The organism is Pantoea sp. FN0302, assembly GCF_050113775.1.
In the GTDB taxonomy this organism is placed as follows: Bacteria; Pseudomonadota; Gammaproteobacteria; order Enterobacterales; family Enterobacteriaceae; genus Mixta; species Mixta alhagi.
In genome coordinates this window covers 21,089-36,078 of the sequence record NZ_JBNJSM010000003.1, presented here as the reverse complement: position 1 = coordinate 36,078, position 14,990 = coordinate 21,089, and the positions used below count along the sequence as shown (strand labels likewise).

The window sequence follows — 14,990 nt, the reverse complement described above, 5'->3', positions numbered from 1 at the left end:
TTCTACTGCAAACTGGAAACGGCGATTTTTTAGATGCAACCAAAAAAGCTAATGAATTCGGCAGGATTATCAGGCTGTTGTTAGCCTGATGCAGCGGAGGTTTATGCTTTTTTTGGCGCTTTTAGATGCTTTTCAAACGCTAAATCAGAAAGGTAGCTATCTGTTTACAGCTAAAGAAAGAATAAAGTGGGCTAAAGCAAGTTTTAAGCGGCGGCCTCATTATACCGACCTAAAAGGGTAGCCCTTTATCCAGCTAACCTTTGCCTGGTAAGCAGCCGATGAATGACGCTGTTGTCGATTAGGCAATCATTTTGTCTGTTAACACCCGTGTGATAAAATAACATTTCAATCGCCCGGAGAAAGATTATGAGCGTAACACCTTCACAACAGATTCTGTCGCAGGCTGAAAAAATTTGTCTGCAACGCAACGTGCGCCTGACGCCGCAGCGTCTGGAGGTGTTGCGTCTGATGGCTGAACAAAACACAGCTATCAGCGCCTATGACCTGCTCGATCTGCTACGTGCCTCTGAGCCACAGGCCAAACCGCCTACTATTTATCGTGCGCTCGACTTTTTACTGGAGCAGGGGTTTATTCACCGCGTTGAATCCAATAACAGCTACGTGGTTTGTCATCATTTTGAGGAACCGCGACATACTTCAGCGATGTTGATTTGCGACCGTTGCGGTACCGTCAGCGAACAACATGCGCAGGGAGTGGAAACCGTTCTCCAGTTGCTCTCTCAGCAGAGCGGCTTTTCATTACGTAATAGCGTGATTGAAGCTCACGGGCTGTGCGCTGGCTGTAAAGATGTGGAAAACTGTCAGCATCCGGAAAACTGTACGCACGATCACAGCGTAACCGAGAAAAAACGCGGGCGATAACGCGGTACAAACTGATGGCGGGAAAGTAGAATGGGTGGCACATTCCATGTGCCTGCGGGTGGGAGCATCATCCTGAAAAAAGCGCTTACCAGCGATGGTCGCGGTTATTGGTTTCCCAATCGCTTACTTCTTTTTCCGCTTCGTCTTTTGCATAGCCGTAGCGTTCCTGAATTTTACCGACCAGCTGATCGCGTTTACCTTCAATGACGGTCATGTCATCATCGGTCAGCTTGCCCCATTTTTCCTTCATTTTACCTTTAAACTGTTTCCAGTTACCGCCGGCTTCGTCTCTGTTCATCGTTTTGTCCTCTACCTTGGGTGTTAACAGCTTTTAGCTATCAGCGAAATTATCTTCGGTAAAAACGCTGATTCCCTGTGTTTGACACTTTTAATAATAGTAGAACCTCACGATTTTGCTGTTAAACAGCGGAACATGCGCTTTAAAAATGCTTTAAAAGCCATCAATTATGCTGAAAAGCCAGCGAATTCAGTTAATAAGCGTAACCGTAAGAAATGTTTCAAAGGGTGAACCAGTCTCCCCGTCGCTGGTAACGATGCCATACCCACCCCAGCGTTAACCCACGTAGCAGTAAGAAAACCGTGAGAGCCAGCCAGAGACCATGATTGCCCAGTTGCGGAACGGTTAACAGCGTCAGACCAAACCCCAATGCCGCCAGCGCCATGCTGTTGCGCATTTCTCGCCCGCGCGTTGCGCCAATAAACATGCCATCCAGCAGATAGCACCAGACGCCCACAACGGGTAACAGCATTTGCCACGGTAAATAGCGATCCGCCAGCGCCTGCAGCTGTGGCAGAGAGGTGAGCAGCGAAACAATGTCCCTGCCCCAAAGGGCATATCCCACGGCAAATAACAGCGCTACCAGCCCCGCCTGACGACAGGCTGCAATCCATACCTGACGTAACTTAGCGCTATCGCGTGCGCCAAAAGCCTCGCCTGAAACTGCCTCAACCGCATAGGCAAAGCCATCCAGCGCGTAGGCGGTAAAGGAGAGAAACATCAGCAGCACCGCATTGACCGCCACTACCTCGCTGCCCATGCGCGCACCCAGAATCGTCACCGAGGCAAAGCACAGCTGCAGCAATAGCGAACGCAGCATAATGTCGCGGTTCAGCCGCAGTAACCGACGCACATCGCCTTTCAGTGCATTTTTTAGGTGCACAAAGGTGATCTGACGCAGGCGCAGCACATGCCATACCAAGCCCAGCCCCACCAACAGCGTTATCGCTTCTGCAATTGCGGTAGCCGCCGCCGCTCCGGTCACGCCCCAGCCAAGGCCGATAACAAACCACAAATCCAGCAAAATATTAACCAGATTGCCGACAATCAGCAGAATAACAGGCGCGCGCGCATACTGGACGCCAAGCAGCCAGCCAAGTATGACCAGGTTTGCCAGCGTTGCAGGGGCGCTGAGCCAGCGAATATGAATAAAGCGCTGCGCCTGCTCCAGCACCGCCGGACTGCCGCCAACCAGCTGTGCCGCCAGAGCGCTTAGCGGCCCGCGCAGCAGGATAAATATTATTCCGGCGATAATGGCGATGAATAAGGGTTGTATCAGGGCGCGAGCCAGTGCCTGCTTATCGCCGGCGCCAAACGCCTGTGCGGTCAGTCCGGTGGTACTCATCCGTAAGAAAAGCAGCAACATAAAAACAAAGCTGGTAGCCGTAGTGCCTACGGCAACGCCGCCAAGATAAATGGGGCTGTCGAGATGACCAATAACGGCGGTATCCACCAGGCCCAGCAGGGGTACGGTAATGTTTGAGAGGATCATCGGCAGCGCCAGCCGCCAGAGGTGTTTATCGGTCGCAGAAAAGAAGTGCATGGCAATCCGCAGTAAAAATATGGCGACAAGCCACAGCGGTTATCGCCGGAATCAGGACTACAGGGGAAGTAAGTGGCAGCCAGCAGGCCGCCACTGAGTCATTACAGCCAGTCGCCGTTACGAATAACGCCAACGGCCAGACCTTCGATCGTCAGCGTCTGCTGTTGCAGATCGACCACAATCGGCTGGAAATCATTGTTTTCTGGCAGCAGCTGCACAGTATTGCCCTGACGCTTCAGACGTTTCACAGTGACTTCATCATCAATGCGCGCCACGACCACCTGGCCGTTACGGACATCCTGCGTTTTATGCACTGCCAGCAGATCGCCATCCACGATACCGATATCTTTCATCGACATACCGCTGACACGCAGCAGAAAGTCTGCGTGAGGCTTAAACAGATTAGGGTCAACCTGGAAGCGGCTTTCGATATGCTCCTGCGCCAGCAGCGGTTCGCCGGCGGCAACGCGGCCAATCAGCGGCAGGCCATTTTCTTCTTCTGCCATCAGACGGATACCGCGCGAAGCGCCAGACACCATCTCAATCACGCCTTTACGCGCCAGCGCTTTGAGATGTTCCTCTGCTGCGTTAGGGGAGCGAAAGCCTAACTGGGCGGCGATTTCCGCACGTGTTGGCGGCATACCTGTCTGATTAATGTGATCGCGAATCAGGTCATAAACCTGTTGCTGCCGAGCCGTTAAGGTTTTCATCCCGCCCCCTGGTTGTTTATACAGTCGCTGTGAGTATATACAGGTATTGGTGGAATGGAAACCGAAAGCTGTGTAAAAAACAACTCTTTATCCATTATGGAAACCCTATCGAATATATGACCACAGCAGGGTTACCCAAACAAAAAGGGCCAGTATGATGCTGAGCAGTACCGCCGCTGAGCCCATATCTTTAGCCCGTCCGGACAGCGGATGAAGCTCACTGCCGATGCGGTCCACCACCGCTTCGATAGCGCTGTTAAGGATTTCGACGATAATAATGAGAAACACAGAGCCAATCAGCAAAACGCGCGTGATGGCATCAACATCAAGCCAGCAAGCGATGAGCACCGCCGCCAGCGCCAACAGTGTTTCCTGGCGAAACGCCGCTTCATGCTGCCAGGCTGCCCGCAGGCCTTTCCAGGAATATCCGGCCGCCTTAATGATGCGGGTAAGGCCCGTTACGTTATTTGCCATCTTCAGGGAACCCTTTGCAATGTTTAACGTCAATGTCAGGATGCAGCACTAATTGCAACACCACAGATCTTCAATGCGCTTTCTGGTATGCTTGCGGCGCTTTGCTAACAAGAGGCTTCATGTTGTCTATGTCAGGTTGGCGTAAACTTTATTATAAGTTACTGAATTTACCACTAACATTTTTAGTTAAGAGTAAGGCAATTCCGGGTGAGCCGGTAGCAGAACTGGGAATCGATACGTCGCGCCCCATTATGTATGTGCTGCCTTATGATTCAAAGGCCGATCTCCTTGCGTTGCGCACCCAGTGTCGCCTGCACGATCTGCCCGATCCGCTTGATCCGCTGGAGATAGACGGCGCGCTGTTGCCGCGTTACGTCTTTATTCATGACGGCCCACGCGTGTTCCCCTATTTTGTGCCGAATCAGGAATCAGTGAAACTGTTTCATGACTATCTTGATTTGCACCGCAATAACCCGAACCTCGACGTGCAGATGGTACCGGTTTCGGTGATGTTTGGCCGTGCGCCGGGACGTGAGGTGCTGGGCGAGCAAACCCCTCACCTGCGTGAGCTGAATGGCGTACAGAAATTTATTGCTGTGCTGTGGCTGGGACGCGATAGCTTTGTGCGTTTCTCACCGATGGTTTCTCTGCGTCGTATGGCGACAGAACACGGCACCGATAAAACCATTGCCCAGAAGCTGGCGCGCGTGGCGCGCATTCATTTTGCCCGTCAGCGTCTGGCCGCCGTTGGGCCGCGCCTGCCGGTACGCCACGATCTGTTTAATAAGCTGCTGCAGTCGAAGGCCATTGCCAAAGCGGTAGAGGACGAAGCGCGCAGCAAAAAAATCTCGCAGGAGAAAGCGCAGCAGAACGCCATCGAGCTGATGGAAGAGATCGCGGCTGACTTTTCCTATGAAATGATCCGTCTGAGCGACCGCGTGATTGGCTGGACATGGAGCAAAATCTACCAGGGCATCAACGTCAGCGGCGGCGAACGTATTCGTCAGCTGGCGCTGGATGGTCACGGACTGGTTTATGTGCCCTGCCACCGCAGCCATATGGATTATTTGCTGCTCTCCTACGTGCTTTATCATCAGGGGCTGGTGCCGCCGCACATTGCTGCCGGCATCAACCTTAACTTCTGGCCGGCCGGGCCAATTTTCCGTCGTCTCGGCGCGTTCTTTATTCGTCGAACCTTTAAGGGCAACAAGCTCTACTCCACGGTGTTCCGCGAATATCTGGGCGAGCTGTTCAGCCGCGGCTATTCGGTTGAATATTTTGTTGAAGGTGGACGCTCACGCACCGGACGTCTGCTCGATCCGAAAACCGGTACGCTGTCAATGACGATTCAGGCCATGCTACGTGGCGGCAACCGACCTATTACCGTGGTGCCGGTGTATATCGGCTATGAGCATGTAATGGAAGTAGGCACTTACGCTAAGGAACTGCGCGGCGCGGCTAAAGAGAAAGAAGGCTTTATGCAAATGCTGCGCGGCCTGAGCAAGCTGCGTAATCTGGGCCAGGGTTATGTCAACTTTGGCGAGCCGCTGCCGCTGGTCAATTATCTTAACAAGCAGGTGCCGGAGTGGCGTGATTCGATCGATCCCATTGTCGCGCAGCGTCCACAATGGCTGACGCCAGCGGTAAACGATATCGCCCAGCAGATTATGGTGCGTATTAACAACGCCAGCGCCGCCAATGCCATGAACCTGTGCGTTACCGCACTGCTCGCCTCACGTCAGCGCTCGCTCACCCGTGAACAGCTTATCGAGCAGCTGGAGTGCTACCTCGATCTGCTGCGTCATGTTCCCTATTCGCCGGATGCCACCGTGCCGGATATGACGCCGGAAGCGCTGCTGGAACATGCGCTGAACATGAATAAGTTCGAGACGGAAAAAGACAATATTGGCGATATCATTATCCTGCCGCGCGAACAGGCAGTGCTGATGACCTACTATCGCAATAATGTGCACCATATGCTGGTGATGCCGTCGCTGATTGCCGCGATTGTGCAGCAGCATCGTGAAATCTCCGCCGCCGAGTTGCTGCGTCAGGTCTCGGTGCTTTATCCGTTGTTGAAAAGCGAGCTGTTCCTGCGTTGGGATAAAGAAGAACTGCCACAGCTGCTGCAACAGCTGGTTGCCGAACTGGCTCGTCAGCAGTTGATCATCATTGAAAACGATGTGATGCGTCTGAACGCGGTGCGTTTCCGTACCTTGCAGCTGCTGGCTGCAGGTATGCGTGAAACGCTGCAGCGCTACGCCATCACCTTCTCTATCCTCAGCGCTAATCCGGCAATTAACCGCGGTTCACTGGAGAAAGAGAGCCGTACGCTGGCGCAGCGTTTGTCGGTGCTGCATGGCATCAACGCGCCGGAGTTTTTCGATAAGGCGGTGTTCTCAACGCTGGTGCTGACGCTACGCGACGAAGGCTATATCAGCGATACCGGCGATGCCGCGCTGGAGCAGACGCAGAACACTTATCATATGCTGGCGGAGCTGATCACCAGCGACGTACGTCAGACGATTGAAAATGCCGTTACGCCCAGCTAAAGGCTGACTAAAGCGTAAAACAGAGCGGGCGCCAGTGGCGCCCGCTTTTTTATTCGCTTCTGTTTAATTGATCATTTACCACTGGCTGAACGGCGGCATATTCAGCGCAATGCCGATAAATATCACCAGACCCACATAGTTATTATTTAAAAAAGCCTGAAAACAGCGCTCCCGCTGGCGTTCGGCAATCAGTTTCTGCTGATGTGCAAACAGCGCGGCGGCCAACAGCAGCGACCAGTAAAAAGCACCATCCAGCTCCATGCGCTGACCAACAATTATCAGCAACAGCAGGGTCGCCAGCTGCAACAGGCCAATGATCAGCTTATCAAAACGCCCAAACAGAATAGCCGTTGATTTTACGCCAATTTTTACATCATCATCCCTGTCTACCATGGCGTACTGTGTGTCATAGGCCACCGTCCAGCAAATGTTGGCGAAAAACAGTAACCAGCCGTTCAGCGGCACGTGGCCGCTGACTGCCGCCCAGCCCATTGGGATGGCCCAGCCGAAGGCGGCACCCAATACCACCTGCGGCAGATGGGTATAACGCTTCATAAAAGGATAGATCCAGGCCAGCGCCAGCCCGGCGAACGACAGCCAGATGGTAATGGCGTTCATCGTCAGTACCAGCGCAAAAGAGACCAGCGCCAGCGCTACAAACAGCACTTTTGCCTCTTTCTCACTGACCATGCCGCTGGCCAGCGGCCTCGTCTGAGTACGCTTTACGTGACCATCAATTTTGCGATCGGCAAAATCATTCACCACGCAACCCGCCGCTCGCATAAAAAAGACGCCCAGCACAAACACGATCAACACCTGCAGCGGCGGCACGGCTTCGCCCGCCAGCCACAGCGCCCATAATGTCGGCCACAGCAGCAGCAGCGAACCAATCGGTTTATCAATGCGCATCAGTCGGCTGTAAGCCTGCAGCTTATTGCGCGTCAGCCCTTTTTCTATATTACTCACTTGGTTCTCCAGACAGGCTTTGATAAAGCGGTGCAGCGGGCAAAAACAGCTCGGTTAATAACAGCGGCTTGCCCGATAAACGCAGACGCGAGCGACGCCCCCACAGCGCAGCAGAGATACCGGGATCGATAAAATCACGCGTTAGCGTGGAGGAAGAGAAGAGATAACGGCCCAGCGGACGCGTGCCCAGCTGGCTGAGCATCATTTCTGGTCCGTCCAGGGTCGATTCCGGCACCACCGTGCGGCCAGCCAGCCAGGGCACGCCGTCACCCGACAAGATGATTTCACGCAGCCAGTAGCGCGGCTCCAGCGGCAGAAACGGCAGCTCCTCAGCGATATCATCAGCAGTGACGAAGCCTTCAAACTGCGGCTCTACGGTAACTTTCCCGCAGTGGCGTTCAAAGCGCTTCGTCATCGAATCTTCTTCCAGCAGCCAGTCGAGCAGCGGTGCTGACAGCGCAGGCGATGAGGTGGGAAGCCAGGCAATGGCGCGCAGCAGGGAAAGCGCGTTATCGGACATTCGGCATCTCCGGTAAAAAACAGGTGCCATAGTGTAGCGCAGAGCCTTACGCGTAACACGCCACACAGCAGAAAAATAGCATGGGAAATCAGCGGGCAATCTGCTCTTTACCGCATGGGTTGCGTGCCTTTCAGCCTGGCTTCCGGTCTGGTGTTAATGGCGTGAGCCTTTATGGCAAAATCGATACTATGTCTGCAACGCTAGCCATGATTACCCGGATATTGTTTTATATTCTTTCCGCATACCTATTATTAGCGCGGTAAAACCACATAACATCAACGGAGGATGGAGGCATGAAACGTAATGTTGCGCCAGGATATTGTGTCGTTGAACAAACCGGTACGCTGGATTTTCAGGCCCGGCAACTTTTCCGGAATATCCGCTCTCCGGCAGTAAGCCTTTTTATGGATCTCAACGCTGATACGCAGTGGCTAAAATCCGGACAGATGCTGATTGTTGCCGATCCAGATACACCTGCAACAACACAGATGCTGCAAAAGCTGAGGCAGGCAAAGCAGCAAACAAATATAGCCTTTACCAGCGTCAGCGCAGAGGAAGCGGATTTTTTCCATAAGCATTACGGTATGATTGCCGGCCTAACCAAAGCAGGAGATCAAATATTCAGTACGGCGGGTGACTCAGGAGAAAAGTACTTTCTGGCAATAGAAAGCACGTTAAAAAAATTGAAAAAACCTATCAAAACCAGTACCGAACGCAGGGTACGCCCATTGGGCAGCAATTTTTTGCTGAACGCAACCAGTTACTAAATGAGCTAAAAACGCTGGTAAATAAACCTCTGGTTAAGTCACTGGCTCGTCATACCGTAAAATTCAGTCCCTATGAAGATATGCGCAAGGCGTTAAATCTTTCCAGTCGCGCAATTGTTCATGAATGGTCAACGGCAGGCGTGGTAGGTATCCCAGGATATTCAACGTATGTCGGTAATGCAGCCAAAGCTGCAAGATTCTTAAAGCTGGGTGGATATATTGGCATCGGTTTTTCTTTTGCGGGCACCACCAACGATGTGATGAAGGCCTGCTCGACAGGAAGAGAAAACGAATGCGGAAGAAGTGCATTTAAAGAATATACGAAATTTGCCGCAGGTACTTTATTAGGTGTCTCTGGCGGTGCCATTGGGGCCACTGCAGGAGGCACCATCTGTGTTGAGCTTGGAATTATAACAGCGCCCGCAGGTGGAGCGGGAGGGCTGGCATGTGCAGCTATCGGTTCGGTTGCTGGAGGATATGCCGCCGGTACTGCCGGCGAGTCAATTATAGATTATTTTTTCAGGGGTTAATGCGTGAATAATTTATTTTCTTACATGGGGATAGCGGGCATATGGGCAGGCTTCTTATCTCTTATCTTTTTGTTTTTTTACTATTGTGCAAACCGAAATAAATACGAAAAAATCATTGAAATTTACTATAAAAAAGGTTTTACATTTCCTGTGCCTTATCATTTCCATTCACTGATGGGGTTCTTTGGGTCTTTCACACTGGTCTACTACTTTATATGCATTAAAAGAAACAGGAAGCCTCTATTCATGTTTTACAACAACCGTGACGTTTATAATTTTTTTGATACGGTTCCCGATAGCTTTTTGGGATGGATGAAAACTTATTACAGAGTAACTTTATTCACTCTGGCTTGTATAGTTTTTACGCTTGTAATGGCATTAATAAAATATGTTTATTTGAATAATTTATAGAAAGAAAAAAATAGCACAGGCAATTTTAGCGGCAGCATATGGAACCTGTATAATCCAGAAGCGGACTTTGTCACTGGCATGATTTCCTAACGCTTTGCGAAAACCGATGTAGATAGAAGTAAGATAATAACGTTGATTATTCGCAGAGGAGCCGCGCCGCGATAAGTTTTGAACCGCCGAAAAAGGGTGCGCCAACGGCGCACCAATCATCCAGCAAGATCAGCAATATGGGGATGTTATCCCTTGCCTTTCACACTACTGATAAATGTTGCGCGTGCTGATGTGGAGCCAAGACGTTCCGCCTCGTTCATCAGCTTCAGCGCTTTATCGATATCACCCGCTTTCGCGGCTTTGCGAATACCATCGTTAAAATATTTCTCGGTATCGTTCAGCATCGGCTCAGATTTGGCGGCTGGCGCAGGCGCGGCGGTTGGCATCGAGTTTGGCGTACTGATGTTTGGCTGAGCCGATCCCGTAGAGGCATTGGCACTGCCCACCACCACGGGTTTCGACTCACCAGAGCCGAACAGCTTGCCGATCATAATATTGCCGCTGTTCTGCTCGCTTTTCACTTTTAGCGACAGCGTACCGGTATTAACGTGCCGTACCACCGGATCCGGCACGTCAGGAATGGCATTGCTTGCCCCTTCCGCATAAAGTTTTGCCGGGTTGATCATAGTAGAGGTTTGCGCCAGATCGCGCGTGGTGGTGTAGATCAACAGGTAAATCTGTTTTTGTCCCAGCACCGGCGTCAGCTTCATGGTGCCTTCCAGCCGGTTAGTGGCAACAATGCCTGGCTTCTGGTAAGTGAAATAGCTGCTGGGGAAAAAGGCCGCAGGCTGCAGCTGGCTATCCAGCACCAGTACGTTCGGCGCATAAACACGTTGATCTTTCATGATGCTGGCCAGTGTGACTTCCAGCGATCCCTGATCGGCGGGCAGCGCAACGGCGGCAACCGGCCCGCTGATATCGCCTTCATTCAGGCTGGCCGAGGCGGTATTCAGCGCAATGTCCTGACCCACCGGCGGTGCCAACGGCAGCCAGGAGAGGCGCTGTAGTTTTTCCGGGGCGATCGACGGCGCGGTAGCCACATTCTGCGGATTAAGGCTGGTGCTGGCGGCGACAACTGGCAGCACGGTAAAACTCAGGGCCGGAAACAGGCAGAGCGCGAGTAGATGTTTTTTCATTTTGTTATCCTCAAGAGAAACCCGCCTCTCTCAGGCAATAGGGAGGCGGGCTAAGGCAGGACTCAGGGCGGACTATGCCCTGTCAGATTGTCTTATTACCACCAGGCTTCCATCTGAATACCGAAGGAAACTTCATCATTGTCGCCACGGCTAAAGGTATGCGCAGCGTTATCGCTGTAGGCAACGCCAGCGGTAGTGCCCGGCAGGTTGCCAACGTAGTTCTGATTATTTGTCTCAGAGGAAGCGTAGCCCCATTTCTCATCCCACTTGGCGTAGGTAGCGAATACGCGAATCGCCGGACGTGACCAAATGCTGTTGCCTGCCTGCCACTGCTGAGCCAGGGTAATTTTGTACTGGCTGTTGCGGTCGCCGGTGCGCTGGGACTTCACGTTGTCGTAGCCTGCTTCCAGCAGGGTGCTCATGATCGGCGTCCATTTGTACATCGGGCGCACGCCCACGGTGTACCAGGTGGTGCCGTTATCGTTATCGCGATCCACGTCCTGGTACATACCCACATACATCAGGCTCCAGGTATCGTTGAAGTCAATCGCGCCGTGGTCGATCACGCGGATCATCGAGCCGTTGTTATTGGCTGAGGTGCCCGGACGACCATTAGGCGTATATTGCGTCATCGCATCAGTGGCGTACTGCACAACGAATTTATTCAGGCTGGTGCCGTAGAAGGTCTGGGTATGTTCCAGAGTTCCCATCCAGCCATTATCAGAAGCATCTTCGTCTGCTGCATCATAGCCGTCGGTATCGTTCGCGCTGCCGTAGTCAAAGCCCAGCTCCAGCGAACCGCCAGGGTTCACTTCCATACCGCCTAAACGCACGTCAAAAATATCGTTTGCACGGTTTTTGCTTCGTGTATTGCCATTGATAAAGGCTTCCGATCCGCCAGCCTCTGAGTTACGCGTGGCAGCCAGCGACAGCTTACCGAAGCCAAGATCGATATCTTCAATACCACCGCCAGGGCCGGAAACGTCCCAGTAGTAGAAGTCGATCATATGTACATCATGACGCTTGTAGTAACGCTTACCGGCCCAGATATTGGCACCCGGCAGCGCATCAAACAGGTTTTTACCCACTACGTTCATCTGACGTACCGCAGGATTCGTGGTTTCAACATCATTCTCCTGCGATACGCCATAGCCGATCATAGTATCGACATAGAAGCTTTTCTCACCCTCTTTCCACACTTCCTGGCCCAGCTGGATTTCCGCATAGGTATCACATTCGTTGCCAAGACGGTACTTAGAGTTAGCGCCGGTTGCCTGGAAGCACTGCTGCTCACCGCCGCTGCCGGTCCAGCCGATGCCGGAACGGGCATAACCTTTGAAATCCACCGCGCTGGCGTGCGGTGCCACAACTGCGAGGGCCACTGCCACGGCCAGAGGGTACTTAGAGCGCGTTAACATCGCTGTTCTCCTGTTATGATTTTACTGTTATGTGTGCTTCTACGCCGGGTTCGCTGTGTAACCGACGGCAGGCGCGTCCATCTTCACGGAAAAGATGGCAACGCTGTGGCGGCAGTCCGATGGCGTATTGGGCACCTTCTTCAACCAGCACCACGTCGCTCTGGCGGTAAACCAGGTTCTGACGCAGCGCAGGGATTTGGATATGGATTTGCGTTTCCTGGCCAAGCTGCTCGACAACCTGCACGGTGCCCTGCAGCGTGACGTCAGCCACCTCGCTGGGCAGCAAGTGTTCGGGGCGAATGCCCAGCGACATATTGGCGCCGACCGGTACATCGGTGCTGTCTACCGGCAGCCAGATTTGCTGGCGATTAGGCAGCTCTACCTGCACCTGATCGATGGCGGTCGCGGTAACTTTTACCGGCAGGAAGTTCATTTTGGGCGAGCCGATAAAACCGGCGACAAAACGGTTAGCGGGATAGTGATACAGCTCCAGCGGTTTACCGACCTGGGCGATGCGTCCACCTTCCAGCACCACAATCTTGTCTGCCAGCGTCATCGCTTCAACCTGGTCATGAGTGACGTAAATCATGGTGCGCTTCAGGCGCTTATGCAGACGGGAAATCTCAATGCGCATCTGCACGCGCAGTGCGGCATCCAGGTTAGAGAGCGGTTCATCCAGCAGGAAGACCTGCGGTTCCGCCACCAGCGTACGGCCAATCGCCACGCGCTGGCGCTGCCCGCCGGAGAGCGCCTTCGGCTGGCGATCCAGCAGATGCGCCAGCTGCAGCACTTCCGCTACCTGCGAAACGCGCTGTTGGATCTCTTTTTTATGGGTACCGGCCAATTTGAGGCCGAATGACATGTTATCCGCCACCGTCAGATGGGGATAAAGCGCATAAGACTGAAAGACCATTCCCACGCCGCGCTCGGCTGGCGGCACTTCGTTCATGCGTTTACCGCCAATAGTCAGTTCGCCGGAAGTGATCTCTTCCAGTCCGGCAATCATGCGCAGCAGCGTTGACTTGCCGCAGCCTGATGGCCCGACAAACACCACGAACTCCCCCTCGGCAATGCACAGGTTGATATCTTTTGATACCACCACATCGCCCCAGGATTTGGTGACATCTTTCAGCACCACATTCGTCATTGGCCTCTCCCATCTCCACGACTTCCTTTGAATGGCAGGAAGTGTGCGTGAAGGCGGGGGAGGAAAAATCCTCCACCATCCGCTTTTTTACGGGGGAGGAGGCAGGAGGATGAGTTTGTAGCGGAAAGGGGGATCTCACTGACCCGTCACGCTTTTTCGTGATCGAAACGGCAGGAAAAGGGGCTGTTTTTTGTGTGCTGGCACGCAGAAAGGGACAAAAAAGCTATAGGGATCACACTTCTGGCCGGTGGGGCGTAGAAACAGGGAGGATGAGTCAGCCGTCGCTTATCAGCAGACTCCTGCCTAACGACAACCACTCACGTTTAGAGGTAAGGGAAATGTCAAAGTTCAAACTTAATAGCAAAACGCTGTTGTTATGCGCCATGAGCGCCGCGCTGTTACCGGGCGCCGCGCTGGCGAAGATCGAAGAAGGCAAGCTGGTGATCTGGATTAATGGCGATAAGGGCTACAACGGCCTGGCGGAAGTCGGCAAAAAGTTTGAGCAGGATACCGGCATTAAAGTCACCGTTGAGCATCCTGATAAGCTGGAAGAGAAATATCCGCAGGTTGCGGCCACTGGCGATGGCCCGGACATTATTTTCTGGGCGCACGATCGCTTTGGCGGCTATGCGCAATCGGGCCTGCTGGCAGAAGTGTCACCAGACAAAGCGCTGCAGGACAAAATCTATCCCTTTACCTGGGACGCGGTGCGTTTTAACGGCAAGCTGATCGGTTATCCGGTGGCGGTGGAGTCGCTGTCTTTGATTTATAACAAAGATCTGCTGTCCAACCCGCCTAAAAGCTGGGAAGAGATCCCGGCTCTGGACAAAGCGCTGCGCCCCAAAGGCAAAAGCGCTCTGATGTTTAACCTGCAGGAACCCTATTTCACCTGGCCGCTTATTGCTGCAAACGGCGGTTACGCCTTTGAGAAAGAGAACGGCAGCTATAACGTGAAAAAGGTTGGCGTTAATAATCAGGGCTCACAGCAGGGTCTGCAATTCCTGATCGACCTGATTAAAAACAAACACCTGAATGCGGATACCGACTACGCCATTGCTGAAGCGGCCTTTAATAAAGGCGAAACCGCGATGACCATTAACGGTCCCTGGGCATGGAATAATATCGAAAGCGCCAAAATCAATTATGGCGTCACCCTGCTTCCCACCTTTAAAGGTCAGCCGTCGAAGCCATTCGTTGGCGTCCTGAGCGCGGGCATTAACGCCGCCAGCCCCAACAAAGAGCTGGCGAAGGAGTTTCTGGAAAACTATCTGCTGACCGATGACGGCCTGGCGAAAATGAATGCGGACAAGCCGCTGGGTGCCGTGGCGCTGAAATCGTATCAGGAGAAGCTGGCGAAGGATGAAAAGATTGCCGCCACCATGGAGAACTCGCAGAAAGGCGAGATCATGCCGAACGTGCCGCAAATGTCCGCCTTCTGGTACGCCGAGCGTAACGCGGTGCTGAATGCGATCAATGGTCGTCAGACGGTGGAAGCCGCGCTGAAAGATGCGGAAAACCGCTTAACCAAGTAAGGGCTTGCTATCGCTTTGCTCCCGGCCACCTGCGGCTCTGTTCGTCAGGTGGC

General features: G+C 53.0%; 12 protein-coding genes and 1 pseudogene. 4 read left to right on the top strand and 9 right to left on the bottom strand.

From position 1 onward, the window contains the following. Positions 1-366 precede the first annotated feature (366 nt). Positions 367-882: a zinc uptake transcriptional repressor Zur gene (gene zur / locus ACQE32_RS13110; RefSeq protein WP_250651060.1), complete on the top strand. Its 516-nt coding sequence runs from the start codon at positions 367-369 to the stop codon at positions 880-882. A gap of 85 nt (positions 883-967) precedes the next feature. On the opposite strand, the gene ACQE32_RS13105 is transcribed toward zur, so the two are convergent. The 4 genes from ACQE32_RS13105 to ACQE32_RS13090 form a co-directional block, all read right to left on the bottom strand. Next, positions 968-1,180, bottom strand: a complete 213-nt coding sequence (locus ACQE32_RS13105) for a CsbD family protein (protein ID WP_085069645.1) — start codon at positions 1,178-1,180, stop codon at positions 968-970. A 220-nt stretch (positions 1,181-1,400) separates the two neighbouring features. Further along, positions 1,401-2,723, bottom strand: a complete 1,323-nt coding sequence (dinF, locus tag ACQE32_RS13100; RefSeq protein ID WP_426981933.1) for an MATE family efflux transporter DinF — start codon at positions 2,721-2,723, stop codon at positions 1,401-1,403. Between the two features lie 101 nt (positions 2,724-2,824). Next, a complete protein-coding gene (gene lexA / locus ACQE32_RS13095; protein WP_085069641.1) occupies positions 2,825-3,433 on the bottom strand; it encodes a transcriptional repressor LexA in 609 nt (202 codons plus the stop codon). A 105-nt stretch (positions 3,434-3,538) separates the two neighbouring features. After that, entirely contained in the window at positions 3,539-3,907 is a 369-nt protein-coding gene (locus ACQE32_RS13090; protein WP_250651062.1) for a diacylglycerol kinase, read from the bottom strand. Positions 3,908-4,035: 128 nt separating this feature from the next. Here ACQE32_RS13090 and plsB point away from each other — a divergent pair, with 128 nt between their 5' ends. Next, entirely contained in the window at positions 4,036-6,459 is a 2,424-nt protein-coding gene (gene plsB / locus ACQE32_RS13085; RefSeq protein ID WP_426973736.1) for a glycerol-3-phosphate 1-O-acyltransferase PlsB, read from the top strand. Positions 6,460-6,534: 75 nt separating this feature from the next. Here the strand turns inward: plsB and ubiA are convergent, their stop codons facing one another. After that, a complete protein-coding gene (ubiA, locus tag ACQE32_RS13080; RefSeq protein ID WP_426973735.1) occupies positions 6,535-7,416 on the bottom strand; it encodes a 4-hydroxybenzoate octaprenyltransferase in 882 nt (293 codons plus the stop codon). Between the two features lies 1 nt (position 7,417). Beyond that, complete coding sequence (ubiC, locus tag ACQE32_RS13075; RefSeq protein ID WP_250651063.1) at positions 7,418-7,945, bottom strand: chorismate lyase; 528 nt, start codon at positions 7,943-7,945, stop codon at positions 7,418-7,420. A gap of 293 nt (positions 7,946-8,238) precedes the next feature. Between ubiC and ACQE32_RS13070 the strand changes: the two are divergent. Next, a pseudogene (locus ACQE32_RS13070) lies at positions 8,239-9,242 on the top strand (hypothetical protein). A gap of 647 nt (positions 9,243-9,889) precedes the next feature. Here the strand turns inward: ACQE32_RS13070 and malM are convergent. The 3 genes from malM to malK all read right to left on the bottom strand — a co-directional run bounded on the left by malM (position 9,890) and on the right by malK (position 13,405). Continuing rightward, a complete protein-coding gene (gene malM / locus ACQE32_RS13065) occupies positions 9,890-10,840 on the bottom strand; it encodes a maltose operon protein MalM (protein WP_426973122.1) in 951 nt (316 codons plus the stop codon). A 95-nt stretch (positions 10,841-10,935) separates the two neighbouring features. After that, the gene (locus ACQE32_RS13060) at positions 10,936-12,258 is read right to left on the bottom strand and encodes a maltoporin (protein WP_427021903.1); all 1,323 of its coding nucleotides are present in this window, start codon (positions 12,256-12,258) and stop codon (positions 10,936-10,938) included. Positions 12,259-12,271: 13 nt separating this feature from the next. Next, complete coding sequence (gene malK / locus ACQE32_RS13055; RefSeq protein WP_427021902.1) at positions 12,272-13,405, bottom strand: maltose/maltodextrin ABC transporter ATP-binding protein MalK; 1,134 nt, start codon at positions 13,403-13,405, stop codon at positions 12,272-12,274. A gap of 338 nt (positions 13,406-13,743) precedes the next feature. Here malK and malE point away from each other — a divergent pair, with 338 nt between their 5' ends. Continuing rightward, a complete protein-coding gene (gene malE, locus ACQE32_RS13050; RefSeq protein WP_427021901.1) occupies positions 13,744-14,937 on the top strand; it encodes a maltose/maltodextrin ABC transporter substrate-binding protein MalE in 1,194 nt (397 codons plus the stop codon). The last annotated feature ends 53 nt before the right edge of the window (positions 14,938-14,990 follow it).

Excerpts from the sequence above, each read along its gene's own strand:
- zur (WP_250651060.1), top strand. The coding sequence starts at position 367 with ATGAGCGTAACACCTTCACAACAGATTCTGTCGCAGGCTGAAAAAATT.
- ACQE32_RS13105 (WP_085069645.1), bottom strand. The coding sequence starts at position 1,180 with ATGAACAGAGACGAAGCCGGCGGTAACTGGAAACAGTTTAAAGGTAAA.
- dinF (WP_426981933.1), bottom strand. The coding sequence starts at position 2,723 with ATGCACTTCTTTTCTGCGACCGATAAACACCTCTGGCGGCTGGCGCTG.
- lexA (WP_085069641.1), bottom strand. The coding sequence starts at position 3,433 with ATGAAAACCTTAACGGCTCGGCAGCAACAGGTTTATGACCTGATTCGC.
- ACQE32_RS13090 (WP_250651062.1), bottom strand. The coding sequence starts at position 3,907 with ATGGCAAATAACGTAACGGGCCTTACCCGCATCATTAAGGCGGCCGGA.
- plsB (WP_426973736.1), top strand. The coding sequence starts at position 4,036 with ATGTCAGGTTGGCGTAAACTTTATTATAAGTTACTGAATTTACCACTA.
- ubiC (WP_250651063.1), bottom strand. The coding sequence starts at position 7,945 with ATGTCCGATAACGCGCTTTCCCTGCTGCGCGCCATTGCCTGGCTTCCC.
- malM (WP_426973122.1), bottom strand. The coding sequence starts at position 10,840 with ATGAAAAAACATCTACTCGCGCTCTGCCTGTTTCCGGCCCTGAGTTTT.
- ACQE32_RS13060 (WP_427021903.1), bottom strand. The coding sequence starts at position 12,258 with ATGTTAACGCGCTCTAAGTACCCTCTGGCCGTGGCAGTGGCCCTCGCA.
- malK (WP_427021902.1), bottom strand. The coding sequence starts at position 13,405 with ATGACGAATGTGGTGCTGAAAGATGTCACCAAATCCTGGGGCGATGTG.
- malE (WP_427021901.1), top strand. The coding sequence starts at position 13,744 with ATGTCAAAGTTCAAACTTAATAGCAAAACGCTGTTGTTATGCGCCATG.